Origin of the sequence: Micromonospora sp. DT48, from assembly GCF_049844495.1 — a bacterium.
GTDB lineage: Bacteria > Actinomycetota > Actinomycetes > Mycobacteriales > Micromonosporaceae > Micromonospora.
The window spans coordinates 20,898-42,027 of sequence record NZ_JBNCLE010000024.1 but is presented as its reverse complement, the minus strand read 5'-3'; the positions used below and the strand labels follow the sequence as shown (position 1 = coordinate 42,027).

At 71.4% G+C, this 21,130-nt stretch carries 23 protein-coding genes; 11 read left to right on the top strand and 12 right to left on the bottom strand.

Going from position 1 to position 21,130, the window contains the following annotated elements; all coding sequences use genetic code 11:
- Positions 1-6: 6 nt before the first annotated feature.
- Together ACLQ2S_RS23955 and ACLQ2S_RS23950 are read left to right on the top strand one after the other, a co-directional pair.
- A complete protein-coding gene (locus ACLQ2S_RS23955; protein ID WP_155215283.1) occupies positions 7-174 on the top strand; it encodes a DUF3117 domain-containing protein in 168 nt (55 codons plus the stop codon).
- Between the two features lie 224 nt (positions 175-398).
- A complete protein-coding gene (locus tag ACLQ2S_RS23950; protein ID WP_425702974.1) occupies positions 399-1,865 on the top strand; it encodes a leucyl aminopeptidase family protein in 1,467 nt (488 codons plus the stop codon).
- A gap of 64 nt (positions 1,866-1,929) precedes the next feature.
- Here ACLQ2S_RS23950 and ACLQ2S_RS23945 read toward each other — a convergent pair whose 3' ends face one another.
- A complete protein-coding gene (locus ACLQ2S_RS23945) occupies positions 1,930-2,604 on the bottom strand; it encodes an O-methyltransferase (RefSeq protein WP_230462281.1) in 675 nt (224 codons plus the stop codon).
- Between the two features lie 193 nt (positions 2,605-2,797).
- On the opposite strand from ACLQ2S_RS23945, the gene ACLQ2S_RS23940 reads away from it, so the two are divergent.
- A complete protein-coding gene (locus tag ACLQ2S_RS23940; protein ID WP_375335293.1) occupies positions 2,798-4,117 on the top strand; it encodes a S1C family serine protease in 1,320 nt (439 codons plus the stop codon).
- A gap of 72 nt (positions 4,118-4,189) precedes the next feature.
- Complete coding sequence (locus ACLQ2S_RS23935) at positions 4,190-4,603, top strand: preprotein translocase subunit TatB (protein ID WP_309222755.1); 414 nt, start codon at positions 4,190-4,192, stop codon at positions 4,601-4,603.
- Between the two features lie 55 nt (positions 4,604-4,658).
- On the opposite strand, the gene ACLQ2S_RS23930 is transcribed toward ACLQ2S_RS23935, so the two are convergent.
- The 3 genes from ACLQ2S_RS23930 to ACLQ2S_RS23920 form a co-directional block, all read right to left on the bottom strand.
- Positions 4,659-5,807 (bottom strand): Mrp/NBP35 family ATP-binding protein, encoded by a 1,149-nt coding sequence (locus ACLQ2S_RS23930; protein WP_425702971.1) that lies wholly within the window; start codon positions 5,805-5,807, stop codon positions 4,659-4,661.
- 65 nt (positions 5,808-5,872) lie between these two features.
- Entirely contained in the window at positions 5,873-6,499 is a 627-nt protein-coding gene (locus tag ACLQ2S_RS23925) for a DUF1003 domain-containing protein (protein ID WP_155215280.1), read from the bottom strand.
- Positions 6,492-7,802: a magnesium transporter MgtE N-terminal domain-containing protein gene (locus ACLQ2S_RS23920; protein ID WP_425702969.1), complete on the bottom strand. Its 1,311-nt coding sequence runs from the start codon at positions 7,800-7,802 to the stop codon at positions 6,492-6,494. Before ACLQ2S_RS23920 ends, ACLQ2S_RS23925 begins: the two co-directional genes overlap by 8 nt.
- 180 nt (positions 7,803-7,982) lie before the next feature.
- Here ACLQ2S_RS23920 and ACLQ2S_RS23915 point away from each other — a divergent pair, with 180 nt between their 5' ends.
- Positions 7,983-8,852 carry a PhzF family phenazine biosynthesis protein gene (locus ACLQ2S_RS23915; RefSeq protein WP_155215279.1) on the top strand — a complete coding sequence of 290 codons (870 nt, stop codon included), beginning with the start codon at positions 7,983-7,985 and terminating at the stop codon, positions 8,850-8,852.
- A gap of 82 nt (positions 8,853-8,934) precedes the next feature.
- The gene (locus tag ACLQ2S_RS23910) at positions 8,935-9,399 is read left to right on the top strand and encodes a hypothetical protein (protein ID WP_155215426.1); all 465 of its coding nucleotides are present in this window, start codon (positions 8,935-8,937) and stop codon (positions 9,397-9,399) included.
- Positions 9,400-9,422: 23 nt separating this feature from the next.
- Here ACLQ2S_RS23910 and ACLQ2S_RS23905 read toward each other — a convergent pair whose 3' ends face one another.
- Positions 9,423-10,133 carry an HAD family hydrolase gene (locus tag ACLQ2S_RS23905; protein WP_155215278.1) on the bottom strand — a complete coding sequence of 237 codons (711 nt, stop codon included), beginning with the start codon at positions 10,131-10,133 and terminating at the stop codon, positions 9,423-9,425.
- 148 nt (positions 10,134-10,281) lie between these two features.
- On the opposite strand from ACLQ2S_RS23905, the gene ACLQ2S_RS23900 reads away from it, so the two are divergent.
- Entirely contained in the window at positions 10,282-11,208 is a 927-nt protein-coding gene (locus ACLQ2S_RS23900; RefSeq protein WP_155215425.1) for a DMT family transporter, read from the top strand.
- A gap of 14 nt (positions 11,209-11,222) precedes the next feature.
- On the opposite strand, the gene ACLQ2S_RS23895 is transcribed toward ACLQ2S_RS23900, so the two are convergent.
- A complete protein-coding gene (locus ACLQ2S_RS23895) occupies positions 11,223-11,936 on the bottom strand; it encodes a GNAT family N-acetyltransferase (protein WP_425702966.1) in 714 nt (237 codons plus the stop codon).
- Positions 11,937-12,026: 90 nt separating this feature from the next.
- Positions 12,027-12,851, bottom strand: coding sequence for an SDR family NAD(P)-dependent oxidoreductase (locus ACLQ2S_RS23890; protein ID WP_425702964.1), 825 nt, complete (start codon positions 12,849-12,851; stop codon positions 12,027-12,029).
- Positions 12,852-12,960: 109 nt separating this feature from the next.
- Between ACLQ2S_RS23890 and ACLQ2S_RS23885 the strand changes: the two genes are divergently transcribed.
- Entirely contained in the window at positions 12,961-13,917 is a 957-nt protein-coding gene (locus tag ACLQ2S_RS23885; protein ID WP_425702962.1) for an HpcH/HpaI aldolase/citrate lyase family protein, read from the top strand.
- 54 nt (positions 13,918-13,971) lie between these two features.
- On the opposite strand, the gene ACLQ2S_RS23880 is transcribed toward ACLQ2S_RS23885, so the two are convergent.
- Positions 13,972-14,508 (bottom strand): DUF4190 domain-containing protein, encoded by a 537-nt coding sequence (locus tag ACLQ2S_RS23880; RefSeq protein ID WP_155215275.1) that lies wholly within the window; start codon positions 14,506-14,508, stop codon positions 13,972-13,974.
- 189 nt (positions 14,509-14,697) lie between these two features.
- Here ACLQ2S_RS23880 and ACLQ2S_RS23875 point away from each other — a divergent pair, with 189 nt between their 5' ends.
- Positions 14,698-15,534 carry an SDR family NAD(P)-dependent oxidoreductase gene (locus ACLQ2S_RS23875; RefSeq protein WP_196222471.1) on the top strand — a complete coding sequence of 279 codons (837 nt, stop codon included), beginning with the start codon at positions 14,698-14,700 and terminating at the stop codon, positions 15,532-15,534.
- Between the two features lie 8 nt (positions 15,535-15,542).
- Here ACLQ2S_RS23875 and ACLQ2S_RS23870 read toward each other — a convergent pair whose 3' ends face one another.
- On the bottom strand, positions 15,543-16,025 hold the full coding sequence (locus ACLQ2S_RS23870; RefSeq protein ID WP_425702960.1) for a DUF4190 domain-containing protein: 483 nt from the start codon (positions 16,023-16,025) through the stop codon (positions 15,543-15,545).
- A 196-nt stretch (positions 16,026-16,221) separates the two neighbouring features.
- Between ACLQ2S_RS23870 and ACLQ2S_RS23865 the strand changes: the two genes are divergently transcribed.
- Positions 16,222-17,418, top strand: coding sequence for an acyl-CoA dehydrogenase family protein (locus tag ACLQ2S_RS23865; protein ID WP_425702959.1), 1,197 nt, complete (start codon positions 16,222-16,224; stop codon positions 17,416-17,418).
- A 52-nt stretch (positions 17,419-17,470) separates the two neighbouring features.
- On the opposite strand, the gene ACLQ2S_RS23860 is transcribed toward ACLQ2S_RS23865, so the two are convergent.
- The 3 genes from ACLQ2S_RS23860 to ACLQ2S_RS23850 all read right to left on the bottom strand — a co-directional run bounded on the left by ACLQ2S_RS23860 (position 17,471) and on the right by ACLQ2S_RS23850 (position 20,610).
- Positions 17,471-18,016: a DinB family protein gene (locus tag ACLQ2S_RS23860; RefSeq protein WP_155215272.1), complete on the bottom strand. Its 546-nt coding sequence runs from the start codon at positions 18,014-18,016 to the stop codon at positions 17,471-17,473.
- A gap of 42 nt (positions 18,017-18,058) precedes the next feature.
- Complete coding sequence (locus ACLQ2S_RS23855; RefSeq protein ID WP_155215271.1) at positions 18,059-18,466, bottom strand: CoA-binding protein; 408 nt, start codon at positions 18,464-18,466, stop codon at positions 18,059-18,061.
- 83 nt (positions 18,467-18,549) lie between these two features.
- On the bottom strand, positions 18,550-20,610 hold the full coding sequence (locus ACLQ2S_RS23850; RefSeq protein ID WP_155215270.1) for an intein-containing Rv2578c family radical SAM protein: 2,061 nt from the start codon (positions 20,608-20,610) through the stop codon (positions 18,550-18,552).
- A gap of 91 nt (positions 20,611-20,701) precedes the next feature.
- On the opposite strand from ACLQ2S_RS23850, the gene ACLQ2S_RS23845 reads away from it, so the two are divergent.
- Positions 20,702-21,100: a thiol-disulfide oxidoreductase DCC family protein gene (locus ACLQ2S_RS23845; protein ID WP_155215269.1), complete on the top strand. Its 399-nt coding sequence runs from the start codon at positions 20,702-20,704 to the stop codon at positions 21,098-21,100.
- The last annotated feature ends 30 nt before the right edge of the window (positions 21,101-21,130 follow it).

Here is a 21,130-nt window from a genome sequence, read left to right as displayed (position 1 = left end):
GACAACATGGCGGCGATGAAGCCGCGGACGGGCGACGGTCCGCTGGAAGTCACCAAGGAGGGCCGGGGCATCGTCATGCGGGTCCCGCTGGAGGGCGGTGGCCGGCTCGTCGTCGAGATGACTCCCGACGAGGCGACCGCTCTCGGTGAGGCGCTGAAGGCGGCTGCTGGCTGAGACCGACCGGCAATAGGGCGGTGGGAGCGAGGCGGCCCGCCGCAACCCCGCCAGTCCTACTGCCGGTCGGTCCACGTGCGGCCGGTTCGTCGGCGACGCTCGCCGCCGCGGACGGTTCGTCTGGTCCCTGGCTCTGAGCCACCGGTTTCACCGGTGGCTCAGAGCCGTCACACCCTCGCGCGGCTGATCGACCGCGCGTCCGTCTTCTGGAGGTACGGCTCCGCGTGCTCGCCATCCGTCTGACCGCCGAGCCGGAACGGCTCGACACCCTGGTCCTGCCCGTACGGCCCGGCGTCGCCGACGACGCGTCGGCCGAGCCCGTACCGACCGGGGTGACCCCACCCGACGGGATCGTCGACGAGGTGGCCGCGCTGATCCCGGTGACCCGGTTCGCGGGTCGGGCCGGTGACCTACACACGCAGTGGCGGCCCGGAGGTACTCCACGCCGGCTGCTGCTGCTCGGGATCGGCGACGCGGACGAGGCGGCCTGGCGCCGGGGCGGCGCGGCACTGGTGCGCGCGGTCAAAGATGAGACTCATGTCACACTTTCCCTGCCGGAGGGGATCGCGTCGGACGCGGTTCGAGGTCTGGTCGAGGGGCTGCTGCTGGGGTCGTACCGGTTTCGGCTGGGCGCGGATCCCGACGCCCCCGCGCTGACCGACGTCGACCTGGCCGTCGCCGACCCGGAGGCGTACGAGCAGGCCGTCACGGTGGCCCAGACCACCGCCCGGATGACCCGGCTGGCCCGTGACCTCACCAACATGCCCTCCTCGGTGAAGAACCCGCAGTGGTTCGTGGAGCAGGTCGCCGAGGCCGTGGCCGACCTGCCCGGGCTGACGTTGCGGGTCCGCGAGCCGGAGCAGCTGGCCGCCGAGGGCTTCGGTGGCATCCTCGCCGTCGGTGGCGGATCGGCCAGCGGTCCGCGCCTGATCGAGCTGGACTGGAACCCCCCGCAGGCGGACACCCACGTGGCCCTGGTGGGCAAGGGCATCACCTTCGACACCGGCGGCATCTCGATCAAGCCCGTGCCGGCGATGAAGCTGATGCGCAAGGACATGGCCGGTGCCGCCGCCGTCGTGGCGGCCACCCTCGGCGCGGCGTCGCTGCGGCTGCCGGTCCGGGTGACCACGCTCGCGCCGCTGGCCGAGAACATGGTCAGCGGGGCCGCGTTCCGGCCCGGCGACATCGTCCGACACTACGGCGGGATGACCAGCGAGACGACCAACTCCGACGCCGAGGGTCGACTAGTCCTCGCCGACGCGCTGGCGTACGCGGTGCGGGAGATCAAGCCCGACCTCCTGATCGACCTGGCCACCCTGACCGGTGCCAACGCGGTGGCCCTGGGCACCCGCACCGGTGCCCTCTACAGCGACAACGACCAGCTTGCCGAAGACCTGCTGACGGCGATCAGGGCGGCCGGTGAGTCGGCCTGGCGGATGCCGCTGCCCAACGACTACGTCGAGCACCTCGGCAGCGATCTGGCCGACCTGCACAGCGCGCCGACGCAGGGCGGCGGCTCCGTGCTGGCCGCGCTCTACCTGCGCGAGTTCACCGGCGAGCTGGGTGAGCGTTGGCTGCACATCGACATGTCCGCGCCCTCCTGGTGCGAACGCGACGACGTGGAGCTGACCAAGGGCGCGACCGGTTGGGGCGTACGCGGCCTGCTGCGGTGGCTGGCGACGCTGGACTGACCCTCGACCGCCACGCCGACCCCGGCCGCTGTGCAGGCGTGGGGTCGGCGTGGCGGGCCGCTGCTCAGCAGCGCACCGCGGCCAGCAGCCCGTGACCGACCGGCAGCAGGGCCGGAATCCAGTGCTCCGACTCGCGGATGGCCTTCACCGTCTCGCGTACCGTCACCGTCTCCGCGTCCCGGGCGGCCGGATCGCCGATCCGACCGGCGGCCAGCGCTCCGTTGAGCACCAGCACCCCTCCCGGCCGCAGCAGCCGCAGCGCCGCGTCCACGTAGGCGGTGAAGCCGGTCACCTCGGCGTCGACGAAGACCAGGTCGTACGCGCCGTCGGCGAGCCGGGGCAGCACGTCCAGCGCCCGGCCGGTGATGATCCGGGTGCGGCCGGACACGAAGCCGGCCTCGGTGAAGATGCGCCGGGCGATGCGCTGATGCTCCACCTCGACGTCGATGGTGGTGAGCACCCCGTCGGCCCGCATGCCGCGCAGCAGCCACACCCCGCTGACGCCGGTGCCGGTGCCGATCTCGACCACCGCGCGGGCGTGACCGGCGGCGGCGAGCAGGCGCAGGGCAGCGCCCGCGCCCGGCGTGACGGCAGTCAGGCCGACCTCGTGGGCGAGGCTGCGCGCGGTCCGCAGGACGAGGTCCTCGGTGACGTACGACTCGGCGAACTGTAGGGCCGGGTTCGTCGAACTGCCGGAACCGGCGACCGTGGCGATGGGACACCTCCGGGCGACGAGCATGATGCGCAGGGCGGATGGGCACTGTGACTCTAAAGGCGGCGCGCTTGCAACGCAGCGGGGCATCCACCCGGAGTGACAACCGCTGACCCCGTTGGGCGCATCCGTGCAATCCTGGAAGCGGTATCCGTCGCCCGTACCCGGCGTGCCGGACGTGGATCGCGTGGATACCGGGGACGGGAGTGGGAGGCACCGAGTGACCGACGGCTGGGACTGGCGCCAGCCCGGCGTGGGCGGAGCACCGGCCGGGCAGCCGATGGCGGGGCATCCGCCAGCCGGTGTGCCGGCGACACCACGCGACGGTGGCCAACCGCCGTCGCCGTGGTGGTCCGACGCGCTCGCCGATCCGTGGCGGGATCCGCACGCACCGGCGGCGGTGGTGCTGCCCGCCGCCCCGGTGGCCGGCAGCGAGCCGGAACCGGTCACCGACCCCGACGCGGTCGGCCGGCCCAGGCTCCAGCAGCTTCTGGTCATTCCGCTGGTGACCGCCCTGCTCGCGGGCGCACTCGGCGGTGCGCTCGGCTACGCGTTCGCGCTGCGCGGTGGTGCCGGTGGGGCGGTGCTCGGGGCAGCCCCCGGAACCGCGCCGACGCTCGCCCAGCGCCCGCCGGAGTCGCTGGCCGGTGTCGCCGAACGGGTACTGCCCAGCGTGGTCACCGTCCGGGTGGCGGGCCTGGGCGGCACCAGTGAGGGCTCGGGCTTCATCGCCAGCGCCGACGGGCACGTGATCACGAACGATCACGTGGTGGCCGGCGGCACCGGAAAGGCGTCGGTGATCTTCAACGACGGCAGCTCGGCCTCCGCGACCGTGGTCGGTCAGGACGCCGAGTCCGACATCGCGGTGATCAAGGTCTCCCGCACCGGGCTGCGTCCGGTCGAGTTCGGCGACTCCGACGCCCTGGCCGTGGGCGATCCGGTGCTGGCGATGGGCTCGCCGCTGTCGCTGGCGAACACGGTGACCGCGGGCATCGTCAGCGCGCTGGACCGGACGATGCACGCGGGCGAGCCCGGCGGCCCGACGCGCTACTACGCCGCCATCCAGACCGACGCGGCGGTCAACCACGGCAACTCCGGCGGCCCGCTGGTCGACGCGGCCGGTCGGGTCATCGGTGTCAACTCCACGATCAAGTCGCTGGTCGCCGACGGCCAGGAGGCCGGCAACATCGGCCTCGCCTTCGCCATCCCGATCAACCAGGCGAAACGGATCACCCAGGACATCATCGGCACCGGGAAGGCCCGCCGCACGGTGATCGGTGCCCAGGTCGGCGGGCCCGGCTCGGGTACCAACGGCAGTGGGGTGCGCCTCGCGGCGGTCGAGCCGTCCGGTCCGGCAGCCGGTGCGGGCCTACGCGCCGGTGACGTGATCCTGAAGCTCAACGGCCGCCCGATGACCGAGCCGACCGACCTGATCGCCCTGGTCCGCAAGTACGCCCCCGGATCGGTGGTCACCGTCGAGTACCGCCGGGGTTCGAGCCGGCAGAACGCCTCGGTCACCCTCGCGGCGGATGCGAAGTGACTTCCCACCCTCTTCTGACAACGGCACCTACCTGCGTACTCTGGCTGCGGTAGCCGGGGGAAGGGGACCGAGGTGTTCGAGAACCTGAACGTGTGGGAGGTCGGCGCGCTGCTGATGCTGGCGCTGCTGATCTTCGGCGACCGGCTGCCGGTGGTGATCAGTGACGGGCTCCGGATGGTGCGCAACCTGCGCAACATGGCCCGCAGCGCCACCACCGACCTGAGCAAGGAACTGGGCACCGACATCCAGTTGGAGGACCTGCACCCCAAGGCGTTCATCCGCAAGCACCTGCTCAGCGAGGAGGACGAGCAGGCGATCCGGAAGCCGCTTCAGGGCGTCTACGACGGTCTGAAGGCCGACGTCACCGGCGTGCACCAGGAACTCAAGGACGTCGCCACGGCGGCGGACCCCCGCCGACCCGCTCCGGCCCCGGCGAGCACCTCAGCCCCGGCCCCCCGGACGCCCAACTACGACGACGTCACCTGACACCCGGCCGCATCAACGGCCGAGGTGGCCCAGGTTGTCGCGGTGACCGCCCGGCTCAGCGCCCGGCGGGCTTGAGGCCCAGCGGCTTGCCGAGCAGCGACTCGCGGCGCAGCGCGAGCCGGTCGGCCACCTGGTTCAGCGCCTTCGCCGCCGGGGAGTCCGGCGCGGCGAGCACGATCGGGTTGCCCTCGTCGCCCGCCTCCCGGACCCGGGTGTCCAGCGGCACCTGGCCCAGCATCGGCACCTGCGCGCCGATCGCCTGCGTCAGCGAGTCCGCCACGGTCTGACCACCACCGGCGCCGAAGATCTCCATCCGGGAGCCGTCCGGCAGCTCCAGCCACGACATGTTCTCGATCACGCCGACCACCCGCTGGTGGGTTTGCAGGGCGATCGCGCCGGCCCGCTCGGCCACCTCGGCGGCGGCTGCCTGGGGGGTGGTGACCACCAGGATCTCGGCGTTCGGCAGCAACTGGGCCAGGGAGATCGCCACGTCACCGGTGCCTGGGGGCAGGTCGAGCAGGAGGACGTCCAGGTCGCCCCAGTAGACGTCGGCGAGGAACTGCTGCAACGCGCGGTGCAGCATCGGGCCGCGCCACACCACGGCGGCGTTGCCGTCGGTGAACATCCCGATCGAGATGACCTTCACGCCGTGCGACTGCGGCGGCATGATCATGTCCTCGACCCGGGTGGGGCGGCCGTCCGCACCGAGCATCCGGGGCACGGAGTGTCCGTAGATGTCCGCGTCCACCACGCCGACCGACAGGCCCCGCGCAGCCAGCGCCGCCGCCAGGTTGACCGTCACGCTGGACTTGCCGACCCCGCCCTTGCCGCTGGCCACCGCGTACACCCGGGCGCGGGAGCCGGGCTGGGCGAACGGGATCACCGGCTCCGCGGTCGCACCCCCACCGCGCAGCTTCGCCTGGAGTTGCTGGCGCTGCTCGGTGCTCATCACCCCGAACTCGATCTCCACGCCGCTGACCCCGGGCACCGCGCCAACGGCGGCGGTGATGTCCGAGCGGAGCTTGTCCTTCAGCGGGCAGCCGGCGACGGTCAGCAGCAACTCGACCCGGACCACACCGTCCTCACCGACCTCGGCGGAGCGCACCATGCCGAGTTCGGTGATCGGCCGGCGGATCTCCGGGTCGTTGACGGTGGCCAGGGCGGCCATGACGGCGTCGTTGACGGTGCTGACGGGAGCTGACATGCCCGCAATGCTACGTCGGCGGCGAACCGCCACCGGTGCCGGTCACAGCGGTGTGAGCGAGTCGATCAGCTCTCCGGCCGACGGGTCGAGGCGGTGTCGTGACGACCGTCACCCGGGGAGTCGCCGTCCAGCTCGTCGCGGGGCTCGTCCAACCCGTCACCGCCGGTGCGGACCGGATCGTCCCGGTGTCGACGCTCCAGCCGCTGTCGCCGCTGCGCCGCCTCGTCCAACTCCTCGGCCAGCCGGGACAACTCGGAGCGGACGAAGTCCCGGGTGGCCACCTCGCCCAGCGCGATCCGCAACGCGGCGATCTCCCGGGCCAGGTACTCGGTGTCCGCCTTCTGCATGGTGGCCCGGCGGCGATCCTCGTCCAACGCCACCCGGTCGCGGTCGGCCTGGCGGTTCTGCGCCAGCAGGATCAGCGGCGCGGCGTAGGACGCCTGGATGGAGAGCACCAGGGTGAGGAAGGTGAAGGTGTACGGGTCGAAGCGCAGGCCCGCCGGAGCGAGGGTGTTCCAGAGGAACCAGGCGGTGATCACCAGCGTCATGTAGACGATGAAGTTCGCCGTACCCATGCCACGGGCGATGCCCTCGGCCCAGCGTCCGAACGTCTCCTGATCCACCCGGGGCAGCTTCAGACCTCGGGGCTCCCGTGGCAGGTCCAACCGTTCCGCGCGCCGTTGCTCAGTCATGGTCACCGTCCATCGCCGGGTCCGGAGCGGCCGACGTCGTCGCCCCGTTGTGGTGGCCACTCATCACCGCGTTGCGGTCCCGCCAGTCCCGTGGCAGCGAATGATCCAGCACGTCGTCGACGGTGACCGCGCCCACCAGCCGGTTGTTCCGGTCGATCACCGGCATGGCCACCAGATCGTAGGTGGCCATCCGACGGGTGATCTCCGGCAGCGGGGTGGTCGGGCTCAGCGGGTCGATGTCGTTGACCACCACACCACCGAGCAGATCGGCCGGTGGCTCGCGAAGCAGCCGCTGGAAGTGCACCATGCCCAGATAGCGGCCGGTGGGGGTGGCCATCGGTGCCCGGGCCACGAACACCTGCGCGGCCACCGCCGGGGAGAGTTGCGGCTCCCGGATCCGGGCCAACGCCTCGGCCACCGTCGCGTCCGGGGGCAGGATGACCGGTTCGGAAGTCATCACGCTGCCCGCCGTACCCGGCGTGTACTTCAGCAGCTGCCGCACCGAATCGGCCTCGTCCGGCTCCATCAGGTCGAGCAGCACGTCCTGCTCCGGCGGCGACAGCTCACCGAGCAGGTCGGCGGCGTCGTCCGGCTCCATCTCCTCCAGGATGTCGGCGGCCCGCTCGCGGTCCAGCGCGGCGAGGATCTCCACCTGGTCGTGCTCGGGCAGCTCGCTGAGCACGTCGGCGAGCCGCTGGTCGTCCAAGGCCGCCGCGACCTCGTTGCGCCGGGCGTCGGGCAGGTCCTGGAGCGCGTTGGCCAGGTCGGCCGGACGCAGTTCCTCCAGCACGGCCAGCAGGTTGGCGGTGCCCCGGGTCTCCGCCACCCCGCTGAGCCCGCCTACCTGGTTCCACTCGACCTGGCGCAGGTGACCCCGGCGCGCCAGTCGGCCGGTCTGTTCGCGTACCGCCACCCGGGTCAGCGACCACTCGCCGGTGCGACTGCACTCCATCGCCACGTCGACCACTGACGCGGTACGGCCCTCCGGGGCGATCTGCACCCGCCGGTCCAGCAGCTCCTGGAGGACGAGCAACTCGTTCGGGCGTTTCTCGAACCGGCGCAGGTTCAACGTGCCGCTGCCCAGCACGATCGCGTCAGCGTCGATCGAGGTGATCCGGTTGATGGAGAGGAAGATCCGGCGGCGCATCGGCATCTCCGCGACCAGCCCCACCACCTCGGGCGGTCGTTGGCTCGCGCGCAGCCGGGCCACCGCGTCGCGTACCCGGCCGACCTGGTCACCGTTGGGGTCGAAGACGGCGACTCCGGCGAGGCGGGCGATGTAGACCCGGGACGGCGTGCTCACGAGCACCAGCCTAGGGGGTAGGTCGGCGCACCGGCCTGAGTCGTGGCGAGCCTCCGGCCAGGGCTGGGCCAGCGGGGGAGCGTGATGGCGTCGGCCGGTGACCCGGCCCGCCACGGCACAGGATCGGCACTGCCGGCCAGTGGCCCCGATGGACGCTTCGAGGGCCTAGTGTCTATCAACATGTCGACCTTGGCTTACGAGATCGTGGACGTCTTCACCGACCGTCCGTACGCCGGGAACCCGCTCGCGGTGGTCTTCGGCGCCGAAGGACTGGCCACCGACCAGATGCAGGCTCTGGCGCGCGAGTTCAACCTCTCGGAGACGGTCTTCGTACTGCCCGCCACCCAGGCCGGGGCCACCTACCGGGCCCGGATCTTCACGCCGGTCGACGAGCTGCCGTTCGCCGGGCACCCCAGCGTCGGCGCCGCGGTCACCGCCGCTCGCCGGGGCCTGTTCCCGGTGGGGCAGGTCACTCAGGAGTGCGGTGCCGGGGTGCTGCCGATCGAGGTCGGCGACGGTTCCGCCACGCTGACCGGCGGCAGCCCCACCCTCGGGCCGGAACTGGAGCCGGAGCCGCTGCTGGAGATGGCCGGGCTCGGCGCCGAGGACCATCTCGGCCCGGCACCCCGGGTCGCCGGCTGCGGTCTGGAGTTCCCGTTCCTGCCGGTACGCCCCGACGCCCTCGCCCGGGCACAGGTGAACCCGGTCGCGGCAGGACGGTACGGCATCGAGCATGTCAGCGTCTTCTCCTGGAACGCCGCCACCCAAACCGCGTACGCCCGGGTCTTCGTCCCCGGTCTCGGCGTGCCCGAGGATCCGGCGACCGGGTCGGCCGCGCTCGGCCTCGGCGTGTGGCTGGTCGCCAGCGGCCTGTTGCCGGGCGAGGGGCGATCGTCGTACACCGTCCGGCAGGGCGTCGAGATGGGCCGGCCGTCCTCGCTGGCCTGCACGGTGACCGCAGCCGGTGGGATGGCGGTGGGCACGAGCGTCGCAGGTCAGGTGATGCCGGTGGCGCGGGGAGAGATCCTCGTCCCGCCGTTCGTCGGCTGAGCACCGACGTGGACCAGCCCGGATACGAGAGGATGCCGCGGTGACCGACGAACGCGAGAACCACCCGCTGGTCGACGAGGCGATGAAGAAGGCTTCGGTGGCCTGGGTCGCGGTGGGCGACCGTCCGCCGCTGGCCCTGTGGTGCGTACCCCTGGAAGCGGCGCTGTTCGTGGTCAGCGGCCCCGGCGAGCAGTCCGCGCCGGGGTTGGCCGAGGCCGACGAGGCCCAGGTGACGCTCCGCGGCGACCACGGTGGCCGGATCATCACCTGGCCGGCACGGGTCAGCCGGGTGGCGCCGGGCACGGAGCAGTGGGAGACGCTCGCCCCGCTGGTGGGGGCCAAGCGACTGAACGCGCCCGGACCGACCGCTGAACTCGTCGCCCGTTGGGCGGCCGACGGCTGTGCCCTGGTGCGGCTCGCACCGGCCGGTGAGTCGGTGCGCGGTGCCGACCTGCCGGCCGACTCGCTGGCCGAGCCACCCCGGCCGACGCCGGCCGCGCGGGCCACCCGTCGGCCGTTCCGGCTGCACCGCGTCCGCCGTCGCTGACCCGCCGTGGCCGTCGGGCGCGGCTACCGCAGCGCACCCACCGGGCTGGGTACCCCGTCGACCAGGTCGACCACCTCGCTCAGGGACGCCAGCGTCCGGCCGACCCACTCGACGTCGAGGTTGAACACCAGGTGGTCGACGAGGTCGGGTGCGGCCAGCCGGGCAGCGCTCATGCCGGTCCGCTGCGCGCCGGTCAGCTCCTGGCTGCCGCCGTCACCCACGTAGAGGCAGTCCTGCGGTGACAGGCCGAGCCGCGCGCAGGCGTCCAGGTAGAGGGCGGTGTCCGGCTTGCACCGCCCCACCTGGACGGAGAACACCTGGACGTCGAGCAGCCGGGCGACCGCCAACTCCGGCAGGAGGAGCGGCAACTCGTGCGTACAGTCACTGATCACGCCGGTCCGCACCCCCCGACGCCGCAGCGCCCGCAGGGTCGGCACGGCCTCGTCCCGTAGCCGGGTCTCCGCGCGGATGGCCTGGTGACGGGCAGCGGCGGCGGCTCGCAACGCCGTCGCCGGAGGGTGTACGCCGACCTGCGCGCACACCCAGCGCAGGGACGCCTCGACGCTGCCGAAGCGCCCACTGGCGCGGTCGTAGAAGCTGCTGTCCAGCACCTTGAGAAAGATGTCCGGTGGACAGCCGAGTAGCTCGGCGATGCTGAGGTGGCCCGCGCCACGCTGGACCGGACCGGTCAACGTGCCGAAGAAGTCGAACAGCACCGCGCGGAACCTGGGCATGGGGAAACTGCCTTCCGGCGGATGAGGGGGGAGTCCCGGGGGAGGACGCGCCTGATCGTAACCGAACGTTGACGGTCAGTGCCGCCCTGGCGACATGTGAAGATTGCACCTCGTGGTCCCCGAACCCCATCGTCCGCCGTTCGACCTGATGACCGGCGCGGCCCTGGCCGTGGCCGTCTTCGCCGTGTCGTCATCCGCGCCGCTGATCGCCTTCGCCGCCGCACCGGCCCTGGCGGTCGCGTTCTGGCGCAACGTGCTGGCGGTGGCCGTGCTCAGCCCGTTCGCGCTGACCCGTCGCCGGTCCGAGTTCCGCTCCCTGACCAGCCGCGTCGGCCGTCGCGAGGGCATGTTCTGCGTCCTGGCGGGGGCGGCGTTGGCGGCCCACTTCGCCGCCTGGATGCCGAGCACGAAGCTCACCTCGGTGGCGGCGGCGACGGCGCTGGTGGCCACCCAACCGGTCTGGCAGGGCCTGATCGCCCGTGCCCAGGGCCGTCGGCTACCGACGGGTGTCTGGGCCGGTATCGGGGTGGCGGTGGTCGGGGCGGTGCTGGCGACCGGGGCCGACTTCACGGTTTCCGGCCAGGCCTTCACCGGGGACCTACTGGCGCTGGCCGGTGGCCTGTTCGCGGCGGTGTACACCGCGCTGGGGGAACGCGCCCGGGTCACCGTCAGCAACGCCACCTACACCACCATCTGCTACGGGGTGTGCGGGCTGATCCTGTTGGTGGTCTGCCTGGTCGGCGGGGTGCCGTTGCGTGGCTTCGACACCGGCACCTGGCTGGCGGTGCTCGCCCTGGTCGGCGGGGCGCAGTTGCTCGGCCACTCGATGTTCAGCTACGCCCTGCGGCGGGTCTCCGCCACCACGGTCAGCGTGCTGATCCTGCTGGAGGCGCCCGGCGCGGCGTTGATCGGCTGGGCGTGGCTGGGCCAGTTGCCCGACCCGGTGACCCTGCCCGGCCTGGCGCTGCTGCTGGTCGGCGTCGCCGTGGTGGTGTTGTCCAGCGCCCGCACGGCTCGGCGTACGGCACGGGTCACCACCGCGGTGCCGGCGGACGCCGCGCCGGTCCGCGACTGACACCCCCGCGAGCGTCACACCTCGTGCACCTCCAGCACCCGGGTCTGCGGCGCGGCCTCGCCCAGGCCCGCCCGCAGCGCGATCCGCTCCGGATCGGCCAGGTAGCCCGCGTAGCCGGCCCGGGTGTCGAACCGGATCACGTGCACCTCGGTACGCCCGTCGCCGGTTCGCAGTCGCCGTTCCAGCCGACCACCGTGGCGGGGCAGCAGGGCGAGCACCGAGTCCTCGTAGTGCCGCCCGGCCGCCACGTCGGGCAGCTCCACCAACGCGACCAGGCGCACCGCCGAGGCGGTGTCGGTGACCAACGACTTCCAGAACTGGTGGTCGACGTGGCCGCCCGGGATGCCCTCCCGACGGCCGGTGTCGAGGTAGCCGTGCCGACGGTAGAAGCCCGGAGCCTGGAACGAAAAGGAGGCGACCGAGATCTCGGTGCAGCCACGGCGGCGGGCCTCCCGCTCGGCCGCCGCCAGCAACCGGCCACCCCAGCCTCGGCCGCGACGGTCCGCCCGGACCCAGACCATGTTGATCCCGGCGCAGGTGCCCCAGCTCCATCCGGTCAACCCGGCGACGAGTTCACCGCCGGCGTCGGTCACCCGGACGGACAGCTCCGCCTCGTCGGCGGCGCCGGTGGCCTGCTGGTTGAAGGCGGTCAACTCCGCGTCCAGCCGGTTGGTCAGTTCCTCGTCCTTGCCGAGTACCCGCAGGACGGCGTCTTCGCTGCCGGTCATGGCGCGCAGTATCGCAACGCCGACCGACCGTGGCGATCCGGTTTCTCCTCGCTGACCTTCTCACCGGCCTCGCAGGCGCGCGGCGACCCGTCAGGCCGGGACACCGACGGCAGCGGCGCTGGCTGCCCAGAGCCGTGCCGCGAGTTGCGGATCGGCCGCCTTCGGCCACGGGCGACGTGGTCGGCAGTCGAAGTAGTAACCGCCGCTGTTCAGCCGGGTTCGCTCCTGGTTGGTCAGCCACACCAACGTCTGCGCCCCCTTGACCGGGGTGCGGAACGGCAGCAGGCGCATGCCCAGGGCGACCAGCCGACTGTTGTTGCCGAAACGGGTCCGCACCACCCCGGGATGGAAACAGTACGAGTCGAGCTGCGGCCACCTCCGGGCCGCCTCGGCGGTGAACAGGATGTTCGCCTGCTTGCTGGTGCCGTACGCGGTCAGTGCCCGGTAACGGCGCAACGGCGCGTTGAGGTCGTCCGGGTCGAGGGCGCCGCTGCGGTGCGCGCCGGAGGCGGTCACCACCGTCCGCCGTACCCGGTCGACGAGCAGGTTGGTGAGCAGGAAGGGCGCCAGGTGGTTGGCCTGGATGGACAGTTCGAAACCGTCGACGGTGGTGACCGGCTGGAGCGCGATGGCGCCCGCGTTGTTGGCCAGCACGTCGATCTGGTCGTACGCGGCGCGCAGCCGCTCGGCCAACCGCCGGACGTCGTCGAGGACGGCGAAGTCGGCGCGGAACACCTCGGGTCGCTCTCCGGAGGTCTCGCGTACCTCGTCGGCGGCGGCCCGTAGTCTGGCCGGGTCGCGCCCGACCAGGACGACCTGGTCACCCCGGCGGGAGAGGTGGCAGGCGGCGGCCAACCCGATGCCGGAACTCGCTCCGGTGATCACGATCAGACGGCGGCCAGTGACATCTTCCACAGGTCCATTCACCGGGGTCACGCGACGAGGTTACCGTGACGTCACAATCACCTTTGGGATCGTTAAGTCAGGGGCGGCGCAGCGGCCGTACCCGGAAGGAGCACCGTCGATGGCCGTTGTTGGGCGTCCCCGCCGGTCCTGTCTGGCCGTGCCCGGGTCGAGCGTCAAGATGCTCGGTAAGGCTCAGGGACTTCCGGCCGACCAGGTCTTCCTCGATCTGGAGGACGCGGTCGCCCCGCTGGCCAAGCCGGACGCCCGCAAGAACATCGTGGCGGCGCTCAACGAGGGTGACTGGGCGGGCAAGACCCGGGTCGTCCGGGTCAACGACCTCACCACCGCGTGGACCTACCGGGACGTCATCGACGTGGTGGAGGGCGCGGGCGCCAACCTCGACTGCGTGATGCTGCCGAAGGTGCAGAACGCGGCGCAGGTGCAGTGGCTGGACATGACCCTCACCCAGTTGGAGATGACCCTCGGTCTGGAGGTCGGCCGGATCGGCATCGAGGCGCAGATCGAGAACGCCGCCGGGCTGGTCAACGTCGACGCCATCGCCGCCGCGTCGCCACGTGTCGAGACGATCATCTTCGGCCCGGCCGACTTCATGGCCTCGATCAACATGAAGTCGTTGGCGGTCGGTGCCCTCATCCCCGACTACCCGGGCGACCCGTACCACTACATCCTGATGCGCATCCTGATGGCCGCCCGGATGCACGACAAGCAGGCCATCGACGGCCCGTTCCTACAGATCCGGGACACCGACGGGTTCCGTGAGGTGGCGAAGCGGTCCGCGGCGCTCGGCTTCGACGGCAAGTGGGCGCTGCACCCGGGCCAGATCGACGCCGCGAACGAGGTGTACTCGCCCGCCCAGGCCGACTACGACCACGCCGAGCTGATCCTCGACGCGTACCAGCACTACACCTCCGAGGCGGGCGGCCGGCTGGGTGCGGTCATGCTCGGCGACGAGATGATCGACGAGGCGTCCCGCAAGATGGCGCTCGTGATCGCCGCCAAGGGGCGAGCGGCCGGCATGACGCGTACCTCGACGTTCACCCCACCGGCCGAGTAGCCCCACCGCTGTTCCCGCGCCCGCCCCGACCTCGATCGGGGCGGGCGGCGCGGGTCAGTTGTTGGCCCCGATGGCGATGGCGATGGCGATGGCGTAGGCAATGATCGCCAGCGTGACCAGGCCGGTGAGGATCCAACCGACGATGATGGCGGCCTTGGCCATGCCCTCGCCGCCCTCACCGGTCTCCCGGATCTGGCGCATGGCCGCATGACCCATGATGGCGCCGATCGGCGCGGTGATGCACGAGCTGACCCCGAGCAGCGCGAGCACCAGGGCGGCGATCGCCATGGCGTTCGTCTTCGGCTGCGGGTAGCCGTATCCGGGTGGGACCGGCGGGTAGCCGTGCGGCTGGGCGGGCGGGTAACCGACGGGCGGGTACGGCGCGGCGGCAGCCTGATCGGACTTCAGACCGGCGTACGGGTCGGCACCGGGCTGGTACGGGTCGGCGCTGGGCTGGTACGGGTCGTATCCGGACGGCTGCGATGGGACCTGTGGTTGCGGAGTGGCCGGCAGTGTCGGGTCGGCGGGCGGGCCGGACGGCTGGCCTGTCGATGCGGGGTCGGGCCAGCCCGCCGGCGGGGGTTGCGTCATCGGGCTTCTCTTCCGTCGTGAGGTTGTGGCGCCGTCAGGGTAGTCACGCCCCGCACTTCGCGACGCGCCCGGCACCGGGTGCGCGTTGCCCGACGGCGACGGTGAGGGCAGGATCTCGGCATGGGGATTGACGCGCGGGCGGCGGACCGTTCCGGCAGCAGACCACGACGGGACGTCAGCCGGCCCGGCATGGTCCGGCGGACACGCTCCGTCGCGACACCGGAGCCCGGAGAGCAGGACGCGCCGGCGGCACTGCCGGAACCGGTGACGATGCGGCTGGACGGCAAGGTGGCCCTGGTGACGGGGGCGGGCAGCCCGGACGGCATCGGGTACGCCACCGCACGCCGACTGTCCGACCTGGGTGCCCGGGTGGCGATCGTGTCGACGACCCGGCGCATCCACGAACGGGCCGGTGAACTCGGGGTGACCGGTTTCGTCGCCGACCTCACCGACGAGTCCGAGGTGGGCGCCCTGGCCGATGCCGTCACCGAGCAGCTCGGCGATGTCGAGGTGCTGGTCAACAACGCCGGCCTGGCCAGCCGGGCCAGCCCGGAGGTGCTGCGCCCGGTCGCTCAGCTCAGCTACGACGAGTGGCAGGGCGAGATCGACCGGAACCTGACCACCGCCTTCCTGTGCAGCCGGGCCTTCATCGGCGGGATGGCCGAGCGTGGTTGGGGCCGGATCGTCAACCTGGCGGCCACCGCCGGACCGGTCAACGCGCTGCCCACCGAGGCGGCGTACGCGGCGGCCAAGGCCGGTGTGGTGGGCCTGACCCGGGCGCTGGCCATGGAGATGATCGCCGACGGGGTGACGGTCAACGCGGTGGCCCCGGGCACCATCTACACCGCGGCGTCGACCGTGGCCGAGATCAAGCAGGGTCTTGGTACGCCGGTGGGTCGCCCCGGCACTCCGGACGAGGTCGCCGCCGCGATCACGTTCCTCTGCTCACCGGCCGCGTCGTACATCACCGGGCAGATGCTGGTGGTGGACGGCGGCAACAGTGTCCGGGAGGCGCAGTTCCGCTGAGCGGCCGGCTAGGTGTTGGCGCTGTCGGAGCCGGCCCAGATCACCAGGGCCAGCCAGCCGCAGCAGGCCAGCAGGATGAGGCCGGTGAAGACGTAGCTGAGGATCAGGCCCCAGGTGGCGAGTTGCTCGCCGTCCTCGCCGCTGGTGCGCAGCTGCCGCTTGGCCAGGTGCCCGAGGGCGATGCCGGCGGGGGCGAAGACGAAGGCGAAGACCAGCGACAGGACGGCCAGGACGTTGGTGCCGCGTCCGCCGCCCTGTCCGGTGGGCGGTCCGTACTGCCCGTAGGGGGTCTGTGGGGCGTACGGCGGTTGTTGGCCCCACTGCTGGCCGTGCGGCGGTTGGCCCGGGTGTTCGTACGACGGCTGCCCGTACGTCGGCTGTTCGGGCTCGCCCGGCTGCTGTCCGTACGGTTGGCCGTACTGCGGCTGCCCTCCGCCCGGGGGTGGCTCGTAGGGCGACGGTGGCTGTTCTGGTTCCGGTGGTTGGCCCACGCTCTTGTCCTCCGTCCCGCCGTCCGGTGCCCGTCCCCTTCGGTAGGGGGCCCTCATTGCGGGACGCTACCCGTCGCGGTGAACCTTTTCACAGCGGTTGTGGGTACTGGTCACCTTGGCCGCTCCGGCCGGGCGACCGATACTGATCGAGCGTTTAGTTACCAATGAGTAAGGTGCCGATTCCCCGGAGGCTGAGATGGCTCGACTCGCCCAGACGCCCGGCCTGACCGACGAGCAGCGGTCGATCCTGGAAACCGTCCGGGAGTTCGTCAACAAGGAGATCATCCCGCACGCGCAGCGCCTGGAACACGCCGACGAGTACCCGGCCGACATCCTCGACGGGATGAAGGAGATGGGCCTGTTCGGCCTCACCATCGCCGAGGAACACGGCGGTCTCGGCGAGTCCCTGCTGACCTACGCGCTGGTGGTGGAGGAACTCTCCCGAGGCTGGATGTCGATCTCCGGCATCGTCAACACGCACTTCATCGTGGCGTACCTGATCTCCCAGCACGGCTCCGCCGAACAGCGGGCGCGGCTGCTGCCGAAGATGGCCATCGGCGAGGTGCGCGGCGCCTTCTCGATGTCCGAACCGGAATGCGGCTCCGACGTCTCGGCGATCAAGTCGAAGGCCGTCCGCGACGGCGACCGCTTCGTCATCAACGGGCAGAAGATGTGGCTGACCAACGGCGCGTACTCGTCGGTGGTGGCCACCCTGGTGCGGACCGAGACCGGCGCCGACTCGGTCTACGGCAACATGAGCACCTTCCTGCTGGAGAAGGAACCCGGCTTCGGCGAGACCGCTCCGGGCCTGACCATCCCCGGCAAGATCGACAAGATGGGCTACAAGGGCGTCGAGACCACCGAGATGGTGCTCGACGGCGTCACCGTCGACGACAGCGCCGTCCTCGGCGGGGTCGACCAGGTGGGCCGGGGCTTCTACCAGATGATGGACGGCATCGAGGTCGGCCGGGTCAATGTCGCCGCCCGCGCCTGCGGCATCTCCATCCGGGCCTTCGAACTGGCCGTCGGCTACGCCCAGCAGCGCCGGACCTTCGGCCAGCCGCTCGCGAAGCACCAGGCCATCGCCTTCAAGCTGGCCGAGATGGGTACGAAGATCGAGGCCGCGCACGCCCTGATGGTCAACGCTGCCCGGCTCAAGGATGCCGGGCAGCGCAACGACGTCGAGGCCGGGATGGCGAAACTGCTCGCCTCGGAGTACTGCGCCGAGGTCGTCCAGGAGGCGTTCCGCATCCACGGCGGCTACGGCTACTCCAAGGAGTACGAGATCGAGCGGCTGATGCGGGAGGCCCCGTTCCTGCTCATCGGCGAGGGCACCTCGGAGATCCAGAAGACGATCATCTCCCGCGGCCTGCTCCGCCACTACAAGCTCTGAGCGGTAAGGAAGGGCACCTTATTAACGCCTCCGGTAGAGCAGGGGCCCCCTATTAACGCTCGGGGCCGGAGCCGACGGCCTGCGCCGTACGCATCAGCCGGAGCTGACCGATCTCGGCCACGTTCTTCATCAGCTCGGCGTTGACCCAGCCCAGCAGGTGTCGGACGGTGTGCCCGCTCTCCGCCGGCCACGGGAACGTGGCCGCGGCGTCGAGATCGCCGTCGGTCAGGTTGTCGAGCACGGCCAGCCATCGCGTACGCAGGTCGCGCAGCCACGCCACGGTCTCGTCACCCGGCCCGGGCCAGCCGACATCCGCCCGCTGCGGGATCGGGCGGCCACGCAGGTGGTCGATCGCCGCAGTCCACCACCACCCGAGGTGCCAGGTGAGCCACGCGATCGTGGGTACCGGGACCGGGTCGGGTTCGCTGTCCGCCCAGTCCGGCGTCCACCGACCCGCGGCATCCCGGTGCATGGTCCAGTGGTGCCCGGCCGGTGCCCAGCCGAAGTCCGCCGGTTCGAGCTGTTCGAGGTGGTACTCGAACAGCGACCAGGTCAGGTCGAACTGCCACCGGAGGAGGGTCTGGCACGACGTGGGCATCCGCACAGGATGCCGCTGATCGCCGCCCGGGTCGACTGGTATTCAGCTCCGCCGGGTCAGCCCGGCCCTGGCCCGCTCCACGATCAGGCAGCGGTCCTCGACGTAGTCGATCCCGGCCTCCTCGGCGATCTGCCGAGCCTGCGCCGAGACGATGCCGAGCTGCAACCACACCGCCGGGGCACCGATCGCCACCGCCTGCCGCACCACTTCCACGGCGTCGTGGGCCGGCCGGAACACGTCGACCAGGTCGACCGGGTGCGGGATGTCGGCCAGGGACCGGTAGACCGGCTCGCCGAAGAGTTTGTCGGCGGTCGGGTTGACCGGAATGATGCGCCAGCCATGCCGCTGCATCTCCAGCGGTACGCGGTGAGCAGCCTTGAACGGATCGCGGGACGCACCGACGACGGCGATCACGGCGGCGTCGGCGAGGATCTGCTTGGCGGCACGCATCCGACGACTGTAGCCGCGTCGCTGTCCAGGCTGCCCCCGATCGACCCTTTCGACAACGCTCAGCCTCCCCCGCCCCGCCCTGTTCAGAGCAGGCTCAGCTGCTCCGGTGCTGGTGCTGGCTGCGGCGCGGCACGGTGTTCGCCGGCCTCGGCCCGGATCAGCCCGTGACGGCGGGCGGCGATGCGGACCCGGGCGGTCAGCTCCCGTTGGTAGGACTGCGGCGCGTACGCGCCCGCCCGGAACAGCTCCCGGTAGCGCGGAACCAGATGGGGGTGCTCCCGCCCGAGCCATCGCGCGTACCACTCGCGAGCGCCGGGACGCAGGTGTAGCGCAAGCGGCGTCACGCTGGCCGCGCCCGCCGCGGCGATCGCCGCCACGGTGGCCTCGATCGACTCGTCCGAGTCGGAGAGGCCGGGCAGGATCGGCGCCATCAGTACGCCCACCTCGAAGCCGGCGTCGGCGAACCGGCGTACCGCGTCGAGCCGGCGGCGTGGGCTCGGCGTGCCGGGCTCGACCGAGCGCCACAGTCGCTCGTCGACGAACCCGACCGAGAAGGAGACGCCCACCCGAGCGGCCTCGGCCGCCTGCCGCAGCAGCGGCAGGTCACGCAGGATCAGGGTGCCCTTGGTCAGGATGGAGAACGGATTCGCGAAGTCGCGCAGCGCCTCGATGATCGGCGGCATGAGCCGGTAGCGCCCTTCGGCCCGCTGGTAGCAGTCGACGTTCGTGCCCATCGCCACGTGCGCGCCGCGCCAGCGCGGTGCGGCCAGCTCACGGCGCAGCAGCTCACCCGCGTTGACCTTGACGACCACCCGGCTGTCGAAGTCCGCCCCCGCGTCGAAGTCGAGGTAGGTGTGAGTATTTCGGGCAAAGCAGTTGTGGCTCACCACCCCGTCGGCGATGAAGTCACCGGTGCCCGTGGTGATGTCCCACAGCGGAAGGTCCAGGCCGAGAGATTCGATCTCGGTGACCCGCAGCCTGGCCCGGCACTTCACCGCAGCCCCCTCGATCGAACGTTTGCGGGTGATGGCGGGATCGGTCAGGTGGAAAAACCGCAGACGTACCGCGAGGCCACCCGTCACCCTCAGGGTGCGGACCCGGTTGGCCCGCCCGGAACCCTCGAGTATGGCGGAGAGGTCGAAGTGACGTAACGCGTCCGCTGTCTGGGTCAGGATGGCGTCGTCGGCATTGGAGATCCGGAGGATCCCCCGGCTACAACTTCCTTCGGCGTCGAAGATGCCGGCGAGGAAACCTCGGTACCAGTCGTCGTCGGGCTGCGCGGGCCACGCGATGAGCCTCCGGATGGCGTTCAGGTCCGCCTCACTGGAGGAACGGATGGTTTTCATCGCCCGGCGATGTGAACTGGCCGGTGTGAAGCAGGACCGTGTCGTCTCAACTCCGAACGCGCGCAGATAGCGCTGGGTGCGGTGCAGCGCTTCCTCGTCGGCCAGCGTGAGCCGGAACCTGTGCACGACGCCGTACGGGTCGACGTAGGTGCCGAGGTTGCCGTCCCCGCGGATCATGCCGCTGAGATAGCCCTTTCGGTAGGCGTCGTTCTCCTTCGGCCCGGCTGCGAATCGCCCTGTGCCGATCAGGCGGTTGTTCGTGGTCAGGTAGGGGCGCTGGCCATCGCCGTGCATGGCGCCCGTGACGTGCTTCCAGCCCCGTTCGGTCAGGAAGCGGTGATCGCCACTCGCGACAAATGTCGTGCCGTCCTCGAGCGTGAGCCGGTAGGCCGGCTTCATCGTCGACCACTTGGCCAGAACGGTGGTCACCACGTAGCGGCGGTAGGCACCCCGCCGTTCGGTCCCATAGATGCGGTCGCCCACCTCCAGATCGCGTATCGCTCTGATGCCTCCGTCGGCCATCAGGATCGGAGTGTCCCCGGACAGGCAGTACGAACATGCGTGACTGCATCCCCGGTACGGGTTGACGGTCCACTCGAACGGGACGCGGGAGGTGCCGGGGACCTTGTTGAGGATCGACTTGGCGTGCACCTCGTAGAAGGTCATGCCGGCGAAGTCGGGGGTGTCGAAGGTGCGGACGATCGCCTCGGGCAGCGCCAGCGGCAGGGGTGGCGTCGCTGGCGCTGCCCGGGTGGGAACTCCCTCGACCGGGGGAGCGGCGAGGTTCTCCCAGCGCATGACCAGTATCCGAACACACGTTCTAGTCGGGTACAAGTGACTCGCCGGACACCCGAGTGTGGATCGCCTGCTGCGGAGGGAGGATGGAGGCATGTCGACCTTCGTCTACGACGGGGACTGCGCCTTCTGCACCCGCTGCGCGGAGTTCATCGAGCGTCGTATCCCGACCGCCGCCCGGGTGGTGCCCTGGCAGTTCGCCGACCTCGACCAGCTCGGGCTGACCGAGGCGCAGTGCGAGGAGGCGGTGCAGTGGGTCGGCGCCGACGGCAGCCGGGCCGCCGGTCCGGACGCCATCGCCGCGCTGCTCGCCAGCAGTGGCCGGGGGTGGCGGATCGCCGGAGCCGGGCTACGGTTCCCGCCGGTACGCGCCGCCGCCTGGCCGGTCTACCGCCTGGTGGCCCGCAACCGGCACCGGATGCCCGGCGGCACGGCCGCCTGCTCACTGCCCCAGGAGACCCGGAACCGCCTCTACGGCTCCTCCGGCGGCTGACCACCGCCATCCGCCGCGACACCCGGTACG